We start from the raw sequence: 15,141 nt of genomic DNA on the forward strand, positions 1-15,141 counted from the left end.
GAGTCGTTAATTGATTGTACCGTAGGGATTTTTATGATGAAGATTGTAATTGTCGGTGGTGTCGCCGGTGGGGCCTCCGCAGCTGCACGAGCAAGAAGAGTAGCAGAAGATGCTGAAATCATAGTTCTAGAGCGTGGAGAGTTTGTATCCTTTGCAAACTGTGGTTTGCCGTATCATATCAGTGGTGAAATCGAATCACGGGATGCCTTGATACTTCAAACTCCTGATAGTTTCAAAAACCGATTCAATGTTGATGTTCGTGTATTTAATGACGTTATAGACATTGATGTAAAAAATAAAGTTATAACGATTCAGCAGACGTTGACGGGGGAAACCTATCAGGAGTCATATGATAAGCTATTATTAAGCCCAGGCGCATCACCGATTAAACCGCCAATACCGGGCATTAATAGTCATCATGTCTACAGTCTGCGTAGCATACCGGATATGGATAAGATCCTAGTTGTACTGGCAGCGGAGAAGCCTAAGCATGTAACTGTTGTCGGGGGTGGTTTTATTGGGTTGGAGATGGTTGAAGCACTGCACCATAGAGGGATTGACGTCACCCTTTTGGAACTCTCCGATCAGGTTATGGCCCCGGTTGATCGTGAAATGGCCAATATGTTGCACCGCCATATGTGCGAAAAAGGCATCGATTTGCGTCTTAAAACCGGTTTGGCGGCCATTTCAGTGGCTGACTTTTATCCGGCCGAACCTGAGGCGACTGCTGTATATGACACCCCCGTCACACATACCCATAACTTGGATTTGATGTTGAGTTCCGGCGATATGTTGCAGACAGGCATGGTCATTCTTGCTATTGGTGTAAAACCTGAAACGACGCTGGCCGTAAAAGCTGGTTTGGAATTAGGTGCTCTGGGCGGAATCAAGGTTAATAGCGCCATGCAAACGTCTGAACCAGATATTTATGCGGTAGGCGATGTGGTAGAGACGGAAAATTTCGTCACCGGCGACGCGGCGCTGGTGCCATTGGCAGGGCCCGCTAATCGGCAAGGTCGGATTGCTGCTGACAATATGCTTGGTCGCCATGAGCATTATCGCCGGACACAAGGCACAGCGATCTGCAAATTGTTTGACATGGCAATTGGCAGTACAGGCTTGAATGAAAAAACACTCAAGCGATTGAATATGAACTATGAAAAGATTTACGTGCATACCGCCAGTCACGCCAGTTACTACCCCGGTGCTCACCCGGTGACCTTGAAATTACTGTTTGATCCAACGGATGGCCAGATCCTGGGTGCCCAGGCGGCTGGTTTGGATGGTATCGACAAACGGATTGATGTTTTAGCCGTTGCGCAACGAGCCCGGATGACCGTTCAGCAGTTGGCTGATCTGGAATTGACATATGCGCCACCGTTTGGTTCGGCGCGTGATGTGGTGAACCAAGCCGGTATGGTTGCCAGTAATGTGATGAATGGTGATGAGGCAATTTGTCACACCGAAGAACTATTGCTGGGCGCTTCCGATCAAGTCGTGCTGGATGTGCGAAATCCGCCAGAGCTGGAGGCATCAGGCGTCTTTCCGAACGCATTGAATATTCCACTCGATGCGTTACGGGATCGTTTATATACGCTACCTGTCGATAAAGAAATTTTGGTGGCTTGCCAGGTCGGTTTGCGCGGACATGTTGCCTATCGCATGTTGGTACAAAACGGATTTCAAGCCCGCAATCTGACCGGGGGCTACAAGACCTATCAGATGGTTACAGATTCGTTTTGATCTGTAATAACAACTTGTCGAGGTACTTTATGGCTAAGAACTACACAGAGATTAATCAGGAACAACGTCAATTCGGATCGGCCTACCGCAAGGCTAGTCCAGACACCATGAATGCATTTCTCGCTTTGCATAAAGCAGCGATGTACGACGGTGAACTCAGCATTAAACATAAAGAGTTGATGGCAACGGCAATTGCGATTGCTGCACGCTGTGATGGTTGCATTGCAGCCCATGTGGCAGCAGCGCTGAAAGCTGGCGCGAGTAAACAGGAACTGGTTGAAACTATTGATGTGGCCATCCTGATGGGCGGTGGTCCGGCGGTGATCTATGGCACACAGGCGCTGGCAGCCGTAGACGAGTTAGCCGGTTAATTTATAATCCGATGCGGCAGTCTGGTTATCGGCCTGCCGCTAAGAAGGAATGGATGACACCTTATCTCATTGCCAAACCAAGTCATGCTCAGTGTATGGTTTGTGGTTCCCGTGACAATAATCCGGACTCCTTGGAACTAGCGTTCTCGCAACACCAAGATGGCTCCGTGCGAGCTCCGTTTGTGGTGAGCCAGAAACATCAGGGCTATACCGGACTGTTGCACGGTGGCATGACCAGCACCTTGCTCGATGCTGCGATGACGCACTGTTTATTGATGCAGGGAATCAAGGCACTGACCGCGGAGTTGACGGTTCGATTCGTGGCACCGATCCGCATGGGTCAGACTATTACGATCTGTGCCCAGCTACTTGGGCAGCGGCGGGGCATCTATCAGCTCGAAGCATGGCTGCTCTCAGGGTTGCATATTGCCGGACAGTGCATCGACGGAGAGCAGCGGCTGGCTCGCGCTTCGGCCAAGTTTATCGCACCACCCGATGGGGGTATGGCCCACGGTTGCTGAAATTCAGATCATGGTGCTTTGTGACAATCATGGTCAAGGTGAGTTACAGACTGAACATGGCTTTGCACTCTAGTTGCATTCACCCGAGCTGAACTTGCTTTTTGATACCGGCTCGGGTCAAACACTGCTTACCAATGCCGAGGGGCTAGACACCCAGTTAAACGACTGTCAGATGGCGGTGATCAGTCATGGTCTTTATGATCATTCCGGTGGCTTGAATACATTCTATTATGCATATCTGCCGAGTAACTAGAATTGACATAATGGGGTGCACTCGAATCTTTCATCTGTTGCATATGAGTTAACCCAGTTTGACCCATATCTTGAATTTATTGAAGCGGTGTCAGCTTGATTTACTGTGGACAGGTAACTGCACCAAGGATGGAGTGAACGAATACTTGTAGTAAAAGTTACCAGATGTGGATGTACAATTACTCTATGTGGATGCCCATTACAATACTAATGGTTTTGCCAGTCACAATCCAAGGAGAGCTGTGATTATGATTACTTATCTGCAAGGGATCACCCAGCAGCGTTCATCCTGGGTCTTATTGCTGGTTTCGGCTCTATTTTTAGAACTCAGTGCAATGGTGTTCCAACATGCGTTAGGATTATCCCCCTGTAAGATGTGTATTTATGAACGCATTGCTATCATGGGACTGATAGCCGCAGCACTTGTTGCCTTGATCAATCCCAAATATTGGGTATTTCGTTGGTTCGGAATCCTGATCTGGGGTTACAGTGCCTTCCGTGGGCTACAGCTTGCGTTGCTGCATGTAAACTACCTATTCAATTCGTCACCTTTCAGTACCTGTAGTGTACTTCCTGATTTTCCGGGTAGATTACCCCTCGATACTTGGGCCCCCTGGTTTTTTGCGGCGTATGTAGATTGCGCTGAACATCAATGGTCATTTCTCAACCGAGAGATTCCCGAGTGGTTGGTACTGATCTTTGGGATCTATTTGGTAACTTGGCTACTAATCCTGATCGCTAATTCGTCGCAGAAAGGGCGCTTTGGCACCTGTGTTGAATGAATATCCAGTACGTGAGCTGCACTAGATATTTCATAAAGGATAAATATATGTGGATACGAACTTGGATACTGACCGGCATTTTGTTTAGTTGTCTGAGTGTATCAGCAAAAGAGTGGTTGATTGATGTACGGACCGCTGAGGAATACTTGGCTGAACATGTGTCTGGTGCAATGAATATAGAATATCATAGAATAGTGCACGAAGTGGCCAATTTGGGGATCAGAAAATATGATTCAATTCAGCTCTATTGTCGTTCAGGTCGACGAGCTGAGATTGCGCGGAAGGCTTTGATAAAACAAGGTTTTCACCGAGTAACTAACCTTGGCTCTGTAGTTGATGCACAAGACGCGTATCAGCGTAATTAATAACTTTGGTGTTTAAACTACGTATCATTATTTGATGTAAATCATTTTTCATTTAATCGATAGCCTGTTGTAGTACATCAATAGTTTATTGAAGTTTAACGTTACTATAAGTCCTGTTGTATAGTTATTGAATGTGGTATACGCTGTGTAGACGTAAACATGATATGGAGGTTCAACAATGAGTAAGCAAGTTATAGATATTGGTATTTCTGAGTCAGCAAGGCTGAACATTACTGAAGGATTGTCTCGGCTTTTGGCGGATAGTTATACTTTATATATAAAAACACACTACTATCATTGGAATGTTACTGGGCCAATGTTCAATGGTTTGCACTTGATGTTTGAAAATCAATACAACGAATTAGCTCTGGCGGTAGATCAAATTGCTGAACGAATTCGTTCATTAGGTTGTTTTGCACCTGGTACATATCATGAATTTTCACGCTTGACAGTCATTCCGGAAGATCATGCTGTTCCTACTGCTACAGCAATGATTGAAAATCTTGTCATAGGACAGGAAGCTATAGTTAAAACTGCACGTTCTTTATTCCCTCTTGTCGATGCCGCCAATGATGAAGCTACAGCTGATTTATTAACACAGCGTATCCAATTACACGAGAAAACCGCCTGGATGCTTCGTAGCTTACTTGAATAATTATTCAATGTGTATCCAGATAAAACTAACCTGACACCGACGTAAAGCCGGTGTCAGGTTATAATTAGATCTGTACACATTGAATCCCCTAGCTCCCTAGACACCTTGCAGTCTAAAAATGAGGCGACTCTTGAACGTGTTTCTTATGAAAGTTTATCTATATCATTCAGGAAGCTCTTTAATAATGAAAGTCGATTACATAACATTTGATAGTCCTCTCTACCAACATCAAGCATAGAATATGAATCATACTTTTGAAAATAAGCTGGGTATCTGAGATTATTATGAAGGTGGTTATATTTTGTATTAACCAATACATATTCCGTCAACTGCTTCGATACTTGTTGTTGAGTTATAGGATCTGAACTTACAACTTTAATAAGAAAATCAATTGCAGAATCTAAGGAATGATTTCTGTTCTCATCTCTAAAATATTTGATGTCTGCATTTACCAAACTAAATATCTTAGCCCTTATATATTTTTCCATAGACTGGATAATGAAATAGCATGCCTGTCTATAGCAATCAACCTGCGATAGTTTCTCTGCTGCAATCTCATCCGAACTGGCTAGAGCTAAATACTCTTTTGAAACGTTGACTCGCTGCCTAAAAGTACCGACCTTCATACTTAAACACTCGAAGATAAAACGTATCAACCAATATAACTCTCACATCCAAATGAAGAAATAAAAATTCATAAAAAAATCTAGGTCGCTCACAAAGATAATTCATCCTGCATCCACTGTTGACTATAGTGATTGTAACCCCTAGCGTTGAGCTCTAGGGGTTACTTATTCAAGATATCTGTAGAGAAACTTTAGCTAGTCGTTTCTTCGACTTCACACATTGGAACAATTTCCGACAGGTTCTCAATTCTTCAGGATACCGCTGCGGGTAGCTCCTGATGGCAGGGATTAGCTCCGGGATTATGCGCACAATCAGTCGCCCCAACTTAACCTTCTCCTTGCGAGTTGCCAGCCGCCGTTTGAGTTTGTATGCGTAGAATCGCTCTCCAATAAAGACATCATCCAACTCAGTACCAAATATAGATCTCAAAGCACGATAAATCCTCTCCTCAAATGAATTCAAATTAAACATCTCTCGATGAGTACAACTTACAATCTCATTGATCTGGTAGGAATCCATTGGATTGATGAACAGGCTTGTTATTTTGAACATGATTGTCTCCTTTTAAAATATGAGTAGTGGTTTCCCGTGCCTGTTCAACAATATCTTCATCTACCTATCAACGTAGCTCTCATGTTGTCATCGTTAATTATAACTTACGGTTCAATTTCAAGAAAGTAAATAGAATTTCTTAAATGTTAACCTTCACTTATTTATTCTCGCGCGCGCGAGAATAACCTCATGTGAAATATACAGGATTAATATTTAAAGACATGCCAACTACCGAATTATCTATCAATTTAAATATATATAAATCCTTTGATATCCAATAGCCATTGCGGTTATTTAAATTCAAAGGAGAACATCCATGTCAGAACTTTCATTGTTCGATGCCATTGGTGAAGGCAAAAACGCGACTCAGGATTATCTGGATACCCTGTCGCGGGCACTGCTGCGCCATCATCAACTGGTCAAAGCTATCCGCATCCACGGTCGTTATGTACCGGAATCCTTGCCAATGCCCGGTCTGCCGGTACTGGTTGCTATCTTCAGTCACACCAATACCTACACCTTGCACCAACTGCCCTCTACTCAGATAGGGCAGTTGGTGCTGTCGATTGCTCGCTTCTCCGGTCAGGCCACCCATGACCTGGACAACGGCATCTTTGAAGAGGTCTGGGACATGGGGGACAGCAGCTTCACCACGGACAGTGCCGAGCAAGCCGTCTACTGGTTGCCGTTACCGGAGCGCTGGATTGCTCTGGAGGGCACACAAGTGGCGCTGCACGATAAAGACCATCCGGTGTTCAAGTTGCTCAGCGTCACCGCCCGGAACGCGGGTCCGGTCCTGGATATCTGCGATGGCGTGGTCAGTCTGGCGCTGGCGTCAGATTGGGGTGGGGAGTGGGCCGCATGACCGAGATCAACCGCTCCTCGCTACTCGCCAAGCTCAAGCACATCAAGGGCATGAAGCTGATGGTTGAGCAGGCTGTCTTGCTCTACCTGTTGATGGCCGATGAGCAGACGCCTGTGTGGGTCAAGACCATCGTGGTCAGCGCACTCGCCTATTTGCTCTGTCCGGTCGATGCCGTACCGGACTTTATCCCCGGCGTGGGGCTCACCGATGACCTGGGGGTCATCAGCGGTGCCATTGCCTCGTTAGGCAGTCATATCCATCAAGGTCATCGCAGCAAAGCGGCTGACTTCTTCAAGTAATCCCTTCAGAAGGAATTTCATCATGGCTAAAGCCACACAACCGGCAGCGTCGGCTGCTCCGGTCTGGACTGTTATTAAATCTGCTAAGGCACCGAAGATAAGCGCTCGGGCCAGTGGTTTGCTGCACTACGAGGTGGGCAAAAACGATGACGGTCGCTATGCCCTTCGCATTACTGCCAACGACACGGGCGGCCTGTTCAGTAAGCACTGGTTATCGCTCGATGACATCCTGGCACTGCTGGATATCCTCAAGGATGCGCCATTCAAATCGGTGGCGCTCAGGGCGCTGTTTGTTCGAGGCAGTGCCAATAACCACGGTTTCCTCGCCGCCATCCTGCGGGCTGAAAAGTTACTGGTCGCCGCAGAGCCCAACTCGCCGTTCCACCGGGTCGGTCTCTCTCTCAGCGACTGGTCAGCAGAGTTGGATGAACCGGCCAATATGGATAAACAGGCTCGCAAGGGAAAAGCCAAGGGACAGAAGAGCCAAGATGACACGACCGATGAGAAAACCATCGAGGAAAACAATGAGCCCCTATTTCTTGAAACAGCCAACGACCAGGCCGGTTTGTCAGACAAGATGGAGGAGGCCGGAGCCGAAACGGGAGCCGAGACCGGCGACGAGGAAGCCGGGCAGGAGACCCATCAATGAGCAACCGTGACATAACACTGAACTGGCAGGGCCTCCCCCTGCCGGTTTCACCCCGGCTCGCCGTATGTCTAACCGACCTGCTGAACACGCACCATCCCACATGGTCACAAGCCCGTGCTGTCACGATGAACTTTCGTGATCCGGGTTATGGCCCGGAAACTGGCGGCTTTCATCCGGTGGAAATCCGCCTGCAACGGCAAGGAAATCTATGGTCCTTGGTCTATATCACGGACTTTTCCTATGTCGGCATGGGCGATTATGCCGAATTGGCCAAGGAGGTCGATTTTGACTTCTCAAGCCAGGAAGGGCTGGTTGCCTATGCGCATGTGGTGCCGTTGTCTGAGTTGGGTGAGTTCTATGAATTATGGGAGGGCAATTTCCTCACCTACCTGTCGCTGGGTGTCTACGCGATCAGGGTAGCCACTGAATGATCCCTCCCTGTTAATGCGCAAATTTCACGGGTTCACGGGGTTGGCGTCGAATTACGCAGTATCTCCAAGGGAAAAACGCGCCCCATTTCCCCCCGTTGGTGCGGGGCGGGCACGGGGCACAGCGGGAGTTCACGGGGCAACCCGACCTATTCATTAACTCACCCATTATTTCCGCGAATTTCGCGGGTTCACGGGGTTGAGATGGAAAAGCCCAATCACTCAAAGGGAAATACCAGCCCCGTTTCCCCCCGCTCACACGGGGCGGGCACGGGGCCCGCCGTGAATGTGCGGGGCAACCCGACCTCTTTATTCACTCCCCCCATTATTCCCGCAAATTTCGCGGGTTCACGGGGTTGAGATGGAAAAGCCCAATCACTCAAAGGGAAAAACCAACCCCGTTTCCCTCCGTTTGTGCGGGGCGGACACGGGGCTCGGTAGCATTTTTACGGGATCGGACCGGGTAGCGACCGGGGCGGCCATCTGTTCACTCACCTTTCCCGCGTTGTCATCGTGCCGGGCCAACCAGGCCAAGGCGCGATGAGCAACGACCACTTCAATCGCCAAGCCAGAGACGGGGATTAGACCTCCTTTCCACTGTGAAGGGAGCCCAATGCCCTGTTGCACCAGCTCACATGTTGAGGAGCGAACCATGAACGAAACACCTACCCGATTTAAATTCACCAATCGACGGATTGCCGATCTGCCCCCTAACCCCGATGACGCTCGCAGTACCGAAGCGGAGTATTCAGATACCGATGTGACCGGTCTGCGCTGTCTGGTGGGAAAAGGGGAGGGGCGTCGCAAGTTCCTGCTGCGCTATCAAATACATGGGCGCAAACGGGCGATTGCGCTGGGGCACTATCCCACATTGGATGTCAGCGCGGCTCGCAAGCTGGCGCTCGACTACAAACGCAAGATCGCCGAAGGCGTTGACCCGCAACAAGCCAAGGAGGACAAGCGCAACCAGAAGACCCTGAGCAATTTGTTTCAGGAGGACTATCTCCCCTATCTGCAATCGCGAAATCGCAGTTGGAAGACGGATGAACATCGCTTCCGTAATCACCTACGGCCAATCTTCGGCAATCTGATCCCGGAAGAGATCACCGTTACCCGCATCCAGAACATGCAACAGATGTTGCTCAAGCGCCTCACTCCGGCCACCTGCAATCGCGTCTTGGCATTGCTCAAGGCCATCATGACCTGGGCGGCCCGTGCCGGACTGATTAAAGAGAATCCCGCCGCCTTGGTGTCATTGCTGCGAGAGAACAATCGGCGCGAACGCTACTTCACTCCAGATGAAATCCGTCGCCTGTTCCGGGCCGCTGATCAGCATGAGAGTTTCTATACCGGTCAGTACGTCAAGATGTTGCTGCTCACCGGCTTGCGTCGGGCCGAGCTGGCAAGGGCCAAATGGCAGCACTACAACAAGGAGGACAAAACCCTATACATTCCCCACACCAAGAACGGCCATAGCCGTGTGTTGCACCTGAACCATATGGCGGTGGAGCTGTTGAACTACTTACCGGTGACACAGGGAAATCCCTATCTGTTCCCCGGCAAGCGACAAGGGCAGCCATTGCAGAATCCCACCAAGGGTTTTCAGCGGATGCTGGCGCGGGCCGGTATAGATAAGGAGGGCGTGTGCCTGCACACCTGCCGTCATTCGGTCGCCGCGCTGATTGTCTCCAACGGCGGCACATTGTTTGACGTGCAATCCCAGTTAGGGCACCGGAGCAGTCAGACATCACTGCGTTATGCTCACCTGCATAACACTCGGATGCAGCAGACCAGCCAGAAAATAGCCAACTGCATCCATGATGCCCTGACCAGTTCTGTGCCATCCAAACCGCTGCCGCTTCCCGAAGAGGGCGAGTGGGTTCAGGCCAGCTAGGTATGTCGGTATCTCACGGCTGGGTGAGATACCGAAGCCCTTTACTGATTCATCCTCGAAATTATTGTTTCAAGTTATCAAGAGGATATCTTCTCAGAAACCGCCACTCCCGCTGTTGCAGTTGCAGCTCCAGCGACAGCTCCTCCAGCAGCAATAACAGCAGTTCCACCAGCCATCCCTGCACCACCTGCAGCAAGTGCACCGCCGCCAACGGCAGCCAGAGATGCGTTCGTTAATGCGGCACCTGAGAGAGTGCTAATTGCTGTCCCCGTTGAGGCTGCTCCAAGTAACCCCGCCCCTCCAGCTGCAGCAGCAATGGCAGGAGCAGCAACAAACGCAGCACCACCTGTCACAACGGCGGCACTGACCACAGCCAACGTCTTACCTGGATTTTCAGAAACATATTCGACACAGTCGCCAGCCAGCTCAAGCGCACCACCTGCGACATCACCAGCCATGTCAACTACACCTCCCGCAATGGTACCTGCGGTATCAGCAACACTACCGACAGCATCCACTGCGCTACTAGCAACATCGCCAACCATTTCAGCAGTGCCACTAGCTATGTCACCGGCGACATCTATAGCACCACTAGCGACATCACTGACGATTTCAATAGTTCCGCCAACAACATCACCAACCATATCGACGGCACCACTAACAACATCACCAACGAAATCAAAGAAACCCATACTGTTCTCCCCGCTACGCAACGTAACTAACCTATTGAAAGATAATGCTCTATTTATTCCATGGAAAACATAATCTGTGAAACGCATTTTCTTTCTTGCGATCACATAAATCGTATTCACTAACCTGCAGGAGAGCGGTTCATATCGCGCAACAAGACTCGCGACGTCTCTCCCCTATCCCCCTAGATAGCAAAATCTCTGCTGAGTCGCCGGAGAGGCCGGTTTGGTCCGCCCTCCTCACCAACAGCCACAACCTGCCCTGACCGGTCTTCCTGGCCCGCTCAACCGCTTCTCACCGGTTGATAACAAAACCCCTCACCTGATGACAAAAGCCCATCGCCGATGATGGGTTTTGCGAAAAACTGCCTGCCATCCAATTCGTCACGCCGTGTCGCGGCCTGTTTGGATAATCCGCGACAAGGTTATTCCCTTTCTGTGATGGTATGCACGAACACGACAAGATTGCTCAACGCCTCGGTATGCTCCTCACCCGCCTGTACAGTGGTGAGAAGCTGCACTTGGGTGATCTGGCCACCGAGTACAACGTCACCGTGCGCACCCTGCAGCGGGATTTCAATCAACGCCTCAGTTATTTACCGATAGAACACCGCAACCAGCAATACTGGCTGGATCCTGGGTTCCTCAATCACAAGAGCGATGGAAAGCTGCGAAAGCTGGCCGAACAGTTGGGTATCACCGACCTGTTCCCCCACGCCAGTGAACATCGTCTGGGTCAGCTGCTGGACAGAGGCACCCCAAGCCTCTTCGCTATCAAGGGGTTCGATGCTCAGTCCACCGACTCACTGAGTCATCAGTTACCGGTATTAGAGCAGGCACTGACCCAGCATCTGCAATGCTGGCTCATCACCAAAGACCAGCGCAAGCAGCTGTTTAGCCCCTATCAGCTCGTCAATTACAAGGGCACTTGGCACTTGGTCGGCGTCAGCGAGGGGCGGTTGCAAGCCTATCCGCTGAGCTCCATCGCGCTGGTTGAGCTATCACAACAGACCTTCACCCGTGACACGCTCATTGCGCGACAGATCGATACCGATCCGACGCTCTGGCGCTCCGGCATGATTGAGGTGCTACTCAAAGCCAGTGCCTCCATCGCCATCAACTTTCAGCATCGTCCGTTGTTGCCCGAGCAGGAGATTGTCAAAACCTTCGATGACGGTGCGCTGTTATTGAGCAGTCGCGTGCTCGATACCAATCAGATTCTGCCTGTCATCAAATCCTGGATGCCGGGGCTCACCGTGATCTCGCCCGGTTTTATCCATGAGCAGATCGTCCGTGATTTACGCCATCTATTGACCCTGATGAGTCAGGCTCCGCCCTGACCCATTTGTGACAAAGATCCCAGTTTATACATCTGGCGACAGCGCCTGACATGCCGCGACACCACCTGTCGCCGCTGTTTCACATTGTCGTCAACCATCCCGCAGTCGATATCCAAGGAGTCATGCATGAACACCATCAGCCTGCAAAAAGTGTCCGACAACACTCTTTGCTCCACCAGTCCCTATGAGCCACTCTTCGAGCATGTCGCCGCCCATTTGCAAGCTCAGGGCGGCACGTTAAAAGCCGTCGAGCGCACACAAGGCAGGATCGAAGCCGCATGGAAATATGGCTTTAACCCTTTCGGGTTGCGCATCACCGTGAATTTCGCCTCTCAAGGCGATGAGACCATCCAGCTCACGCTCAATGGCTCGTTTGTCGATGCCATCGATACCTTCGGCGCCGCCAAGAAGAAAGCCAGGGCAATCACGGATGAGATCCTGAAGCCTATCGATATCGCAGCATGGCCGATTAAAGAGGGGGCAACCCCCTCCCAGCCCCCCTCTACCGCGACCACTCCCCCGCAGGCACCGCTAAACGGCGCAAACGCCGTTGCGCACCGTGGCAAGCGCAAGGGGCTCACCGCTGTGTTCGCATTCTTGGGCGGCGGCATTGGTCTGCATAAGTTCTACACCGGGAACTGGGGCTGGGGGCTTATCTACCTCGCACTCTGCACCACCGGCCTCCCCCTGGTCTTGTCCGTGATCGAGTTCATCCGTGTTTTGTGCCTGACACAGGAGGAGTTTGACCGTCGCTATAACTACCGCCCCATATCCGCGTTTTCATGGGTGTGGTAAGGAGCGCCTTGTATGAACATAAAAACTGCAGTCGGTTTACTGATGCTCTGCTCGACAGGGGCTCAGGCTGGCTTGCTCAGCCTGCTGGATGTGGCAACCCTCAAGGAAAGCGAGCTGGAGATGTGCCCGAACATCTCCGTCGAGAAGATGGTCAACAGCTTTTTCGAAGACCCCGAGTGGACCGGCGGGAAAGCGGCGGATGGTCGGAAATTGGTGAATGTCAGCGGCACCATCACCTATGCCAGTCAGCCCGCACGGGCCATGGTGCAGGTCTGGGTGCAAGATGATGGTTTTTCTGTGGAGGCGCTGGAGATTAACGGGCGACCACAGCCAGAGGGGATGCTGGATCTGCTGCTAGAGAAAATGTGCCAGAGCGCCAGAGGTACTGACCATATCGGGGATCCACAGCAGCAAGCCGTGGCGCTGCCGTTCACGGGAACCCGGTACTTCAACTTCGGAGGTGAAAATGGGATTCAACAATCCATCACTATCGCCCCCAATGGACGCGTCACATTGAGATCCCATGGTGCGACCGCTGTCTCCGTCGATTATCAGGGCATGTATGAAAACCCACTGCTGACCCCGGCGGGTAACTACCGCGTCCATGCCGACAAGATATATCTCACCGACGAAGGCGGAGACTTCCCTGACCCATCAGAGTGCGAGGTCATCGTATGCGAGACAGAACTGTCTGCACCTTGATGCACTGAAGCTAAAAACAACGACAAGCACGGTGAATAGAAACGCATAAATTAGAGGCTAATCAACATTTTATAGCCGTACACCGAGATAAAATTATCACGATGATAACGGGCCATGCTCTGGACGTTATCGCATACCAATAATAAACGGGAAACTAACAATGAAGAAAACCCCCTTGGCCATGGTGTTGATGGCTACTTTGTCAGGCTGTGGCGGTGGTGGTAGCGACGGTGGAAACACGGATAGTCCAACCCCACCGAGTGCCTCCTTGGCGATGTCAGGAAAGGCGATTGATGGATACATTCAAGGCGCGACCGTCTATCTCGATCTCAATTTCAACCGTCAGTGGGATGATGGTGAACCCAAGACAACCACCAATGATGCCGGTGATTATCGGTTAGAGCTGCCGGTAGACCTGCAAACCTGCGCTCAATACGCCCCCTTGGTGGTCGATGTGCCGGTGGATGCCGTGGACCTGGATCTTGGCCCGGTGACAGAAGCCTATCAGATGGTCCTTCCTCCCACCTTTGCCCCCATCACCAAAGATGATGCCTACCATGTGACACCGTTGACCACGGTGCTCTGGAGCAGTGTGGAAAGTGAGCTGGCAGCCCAATCGCAGACAACTTGCCAGACCGTCATGGCGAACCGGCAAAAGCAGGAACAGTTGATCGCCTCGATGAAACAGGCCGTCAGCCGTGTTGTCAGTCACTACAACATCTCTGAGCAGAAGCTGTATGCGGACTTCATCGCCAGCGGTGATAGCGAGACAGCCACGCTGGCCCAGGAGATCGTGCGCGGCTTGCAGCAGTCCTTCACCGAGACAGAGGCCTTGAAACGGGAAAACCCGGACGCCACCTTTGTCTATGTCGATTACCACAAGGGGGATAGTCGCGATAAGGACAATGCCTATCCGGACGCTTGGTATCGTGAAACCCTGTTGCACTGGGGAACTCAGAACCGCACCGAGCTGGTGAAGGTGAGCGGTGACTTCGCACAAATCATCAAGACCATCATCTATGGTGAAGAGCGCCAAGTAACAGGTAATAACTACACCTACACAACCGGCTACGATTTTGAATCGCGTAATGGGGACAACACCCCCTATAGCTGCGACATCAAGGAGACCCTCACGACGCGCACACACGATAAGACGTACACACTGGTGAATCTGGCTAAAACATTGGCAGAGAGCTTCAACGACTGTGCACCTGACGATATGGCAGCAGCGATCACCCACCGCTACGCCTTTATCAACTACAGCAACAACGATCTCAGCTACGTCACCCAGTTCATCTATAACCGGCAGGCGGGCGCATTCAGCTTCCTGAACGACTGGGTCGGTTTGGAAGGGCAGCTACCCACCCTGAACATGGGTGAGCTCTCTGCTGCTCTTGAAGCCCTCCCCTATCAGTATGACGAACCATCCCAAGATCCTGATGCGGCTAGCTGGGTCAAGAGCATGACGGCCAGTGAAAATGGCAATACCATCAAAACGAGCTACAACAGCAGCGGCCTCTATCAGAAGCAGACAACCTATGCGGACGGTACTCATAGCCTGGAATGTGGCACGGACGGCGTAAACTGGGGAACCTGTCAGTAATCCGGCACC

At 50.8% G+C, this 15,141-nt stretch carries 17 protein-coding genes; 15 read left to right on the forward strand and 2 right to left on the reverse strand.

Annotated elements, in window-relative coordinates:
• Positions 1-33: 33 nt before the first annotated feature.
• The 6 genes from ACPDZI_RS17180 (at position 34) to ACPDZI_RS17205 (ending at position 4,689) form a co-directional block, all read left to right on the forward strand.
• Complete coding sequence (locus tag ACPDZI_RS17180; protein WP_438833531.1) at positions 34-1,743, forward strand: FAD-dependent oxidoreductase; 1,710 nt, start codon at positions 34-36, stop codon at positions 1,741-1,743.
• A gap of 29 nt (positions 1,744-1,772) precedes the next feature.
• On the forward strand, positions 1,773-2,114 hold the full coding sequence (locus tag ACPDZI_RS17185; protein WP_160839155.1) for a carboxymuconolactone decarboxylase family protein: 342 nt from the start codon (positions 1,773-1,775) through the stop codon (positions 2,112-2,114).
• 53 nt (positions 2,115-2,167) lie between these two features.
• Complete coding sequence (locus ACPDZI_RS17190; RefSeq protein ID WP_182859730.1) at positions 2,168-2,635, forward strand: PaaI family thioesterase; 468 nt, start codon at positions 2,168-2,170, stop codon at positions 2,633-2,635.
• Between the two features lie 500 nt (positions 2,636-3,135).
• Complete coding sequence (gene dsbB, locus ACPDZI_RS17195) at positions 3,136-3,669, forward strand: disulfide bond formation protein DsbB (protein ID WP_182859729.1); 534 nt, start codon at positions 3,136-3,138, stop codon at positions 3,667-3,669.
• 47 nt (positions 3,670-3,716) lie between these two features.
• On the forward strand, positions 3,717-4,034 hold the full coding sequence (locus tag ACPDZI_RS17200; protein WP_182859728.1) for a rhodanese-like domain-containing protein: 318 nt from the start codon (positions 3,717-3,719) through the stop codon (positions 4,032-4,034).
• A gap of 178 nt (positions 4,035-4,212) precedes the next feature.
• Entirely contained in the window at positions 4,213-4,689 is a 477-nt protein-coding gene (locus ACPDZI_RS17205) for a Dps family protein (protein ID WP_182859727.1), read from the forward strand.
• A 143-nt stretch (positions 4,690-4,832) separates the two neighbouring features.
• Here the strand turns inward: ACPDZI_RS17205 and ACPDZI_RS17210 are convergent, their stop codons facing one another.
• Positions 4,833-5,315: a HEPN domain-containing protein gene (locus tag ACPDZI_RS17210; protein ID WP_226031389.1), complete on the reverse strand. Its 483-nt coding sequence runs from the start codon at positions 5,313-5,315 to the stop codon at positions 4,833-4,835.
• Between the two features lie 869 nt (positions 5,316-6,184).
• Here ACPDZI_RS17210 and ACPDZI_RS17215 point away from each other — a divergent pair.
• The 5 genes from ACPDZI_RS17215 to ACPDZI_RS17235 all read left to right on the forward strand — a co-directional run bounded on the left by ACPDZI_RS17215 (position 6,185) and on the right by ACPDZI_RS17235 (position 10,003).
• Positions 6,185-6,733 (forward strand): hypothetical protein, encoded by a 549-nt coding sequence (locus ACPDZI_RS17215; protein WP_438833532.1) that lies wholly within the window; start codon positions 6,185-6,187, stop codon positions 6,731-6,733.
• Positions 6,730-7,032, forward strand: coding sequence for a YkvA family protein (locus ACPDZI_RS17220; RefSeq protein WP_323579843.1), 303 nt, complete (start codon positions 6,730-6,732; stop codon positions 7,030-7,032). Before ACPDZI_RS17215 ends, ACPDZI_RS17220 begins: the two co-directional genes overlap by 4 nt.
• Before the next feature lie 22 nt (positions 7,033-7,054).
• Positions 7,055-7,681 (forward strand): hypothetical protein, encoded by a 627-nt coding sequence (locus ACPDZI_RS17225; protein ID WP_438833533.1) that lies wholly within the window; start codon positions 7,055-7,057, stop codon positions 7,679-7,681.
• Complete coding sequence (locus tag ACPDZI_RS17230; RefSeq protein WP_438833534.1) at positions 7,678-8,112, forward strand: DUF2787 family protein; 435 nt, start codon at positions 7,678-7,680, stop codon at positions 8,110-8,112. Before ACPDZI_RS17225 ends, ACPDZI_RS17230 begins: the two co-directional genes overlap by 4 nt.
• Before the next feature lie 649 nt (positions 8,113-8,761).
• Positions 8,762-10,003, forward strand: coding sequence for a tyrosine-type recombinase/integrase (locus ACPDZI_RS17235; protein WP_438833535.1), 1,242 nt, complete (start codon positions 8,762-8,764; stop codon positions 10,001-10,003).
• Positions 10,004-10,080: 77 nt separating this feature from the next.
• Here the strand turns inward: ACPDZI_RS17235 and ACPDZI_RS17240 are convergent, their stop codons facing one another.
• Positions 10,081-10,815, reverse strand: a complete 735-nt coding sequence (locus ACPDZI_RS17240; RefSeq protein WP_323094553.1) for a hypothetical protein — start codon at positions 10,813-10,815, stop codon at positions 10,081-10,083.
• Between the two features lie 323 nt (positions 10,816-11,138).
• Between ACPDZI_RS17240 and ACPDZI_RS17245 the strand changes: the two genes are divergently transcribed.
• From ACPDZI_RS17245 to ACPDZI_RS17260, 4 genes are all read left to right on the forward strand, one after another.
• Entirely contained in the window at positions 11,139-12,032 is an 894-nt protein-coding gene (locus ACPDZI_RS17245; protein ID WP_438833536.1) for a helix-turn-helix transcriptional regulator, read from the forward strand.
• 126 nt (positions 12,033-12,158) lie between these two features.
• Positions 12,159-12,827, forward strand: a complete 669-nt coding sequence (locus tag ACPDZI_RS17250; protein WP_323579846.1) for a TM2 domain-containing protein — start codon at positions 12,159-12,161, stop codon at positions 12,825-12,827.
• Positions 12,828-12,839: 12 nt separating this feature from the next.
• Positions 12,840-13,529: a hypothetical protein gene (locus ACPDZI_RS17255; protein ID WP_323094527.1), complete on the forward strand. Its 690-nt coding sequence runs from the start codon at positions 12,840-12,842 to the stop codon at positions 13,527-13,529.
• Between the two features lie 160 nt (positions 13,530-13,689).
• A complete protein-coding gene (locus ACPDZI_RS17260; protein WP_323094528.1) occupies positions 13,690-15,132 on the forward strand; it encodes a hypothetical protein in 1,443 nt (480 codons plus the stop codon).
• Positions 15,133-15,141: the final 9 nt, after the last annotated feature.

Origin of the sequence: Aeromonas oralensis (assembly GCF_049665575.1) — a bacterium.
Classification (GTDB): Bacteria; Pseudomonadota; Gammaproteobacteria; order Enterobacterales; family Aeromonadaceae; genus Aeromonas; species Aeromonas hydrophila.